1 protein-coding gene is annotated in these 1,019 nt (G+C 63.5%); it reads left to right on the top strand.

The genetic code is table 11. The features are described 5' to 3' along the window. Positions 1 to 58 precede the first annotated feature (58 nt). Positions 59 to 1,016 (top strand): IS630 family transposase gene (locus AB4Y97_RS20990; protein WP_442000973.1). Its coding sequence is split into 2 segments (ribosomal slippage): positions 59 to 409 and positions 411 to 1,016, totalling 957 coding nucleotides; the frame shifts between segments, so codons are not numbered across the junction. The last annotated feature ends 3 nt before the right edge of the window (positions 1,017 to 1,019 follow it).

The raw sequence follows: 1,019 nt of genomic DNA, 5'->3' as shown, positions 1-1,019 counted from the left end.
CTCCTGGGTTTTGGCCTGGTGCGATCTGTGATTCACTTGCTGGAACGGGAGGTGGATCATGGGTCACTGCTATTCTCTCGATCTTCGGGTGCGCGTCGCCGACTTTGTCGCGGCGGGCCATTCCTGCCGGGTGGCCGCCCAGCACTTTGACGTCAGCGAGAGCTTCGCCATCAAGCTGGTGCGGCGAACGCGGGACACCGGCTCGCCGGCGCCAGCCCGGCAAGGCCGCCCGCCTGGAGGCGGCAAGCTGGTGCCCTATGAGAGCTTCCTGATCCAGACCGTCGAGGCAAGGCCTGCTATCACCATGCCCGAACTCGCGGCTCGGCTGCGGGAGGAACACGGAGCGGTGGCGGCCCCTGCCATGCTCTCGCGCTTCCTGTGCCGGTGCGGCTTCAGCTATAAAAAAAGCCCTGATGGCGGCGGAGTGCGCACGCGCCGACGTGCGGGATGAGCGTCGGGTCTGGGCAGGCCACCGCCAGCTGCGGATGCGCCAAGAGCCGCACCGCCTGGTATTTCTTGATGAGACCTACGTCAACACCAAGATGACGCGCCTGCGCGGGCGCTCGCGCAAAGGCCAGCGGCTGCGCATGAGCGCTCCGTTTGGACACTGGAAAACCCATACCTTTGTGGCTGGGCTACGGTGCAACGAACTGAGTGCGCCCTGGATCATCGATGGTCCGATCACCCGGTTGTCGTTCGAGGCTTACATCGAGACACAACTCGCGCCGACCCTGCACMRAGGTGACGTGGTGATCCTCGACAACCTCGCCGTTCACAAGAGCGAGAAGGCCGCGCAGAGTCTGAGGCAAAGAGGCGCCTGGTTCCTGTTCCTGCCGGCTTATTCGCCCGATCTTAATCCAATTGAACAGGCCTTTGCCAAGATCAAAGCGCGCCTGCGCAAGGCCGAGGCCCGAACGTTCGACGCGCTCTGGCGCGCCCTCGGCGACATCTGCGATTTGTTTGAGTCGCACGAGTGTTGGAACTTCCTCAGGGCTGCCGGATATGCGTCCGTTTAACCG

Origin of the sequence: Microvirga sp. 2TAF3, assembly GCF_052114965.1 — a bacterium.
GTDB lineage: Bacteria > Pseudomonadota > Alphaproteobacteria > Rhizobiales > Beijerinckiaceae > Microvirga.
Note: the sequence above shows the minus strand (reverse complement) of the source record. Positions and strands in the feature narration are given on the sequence as shown.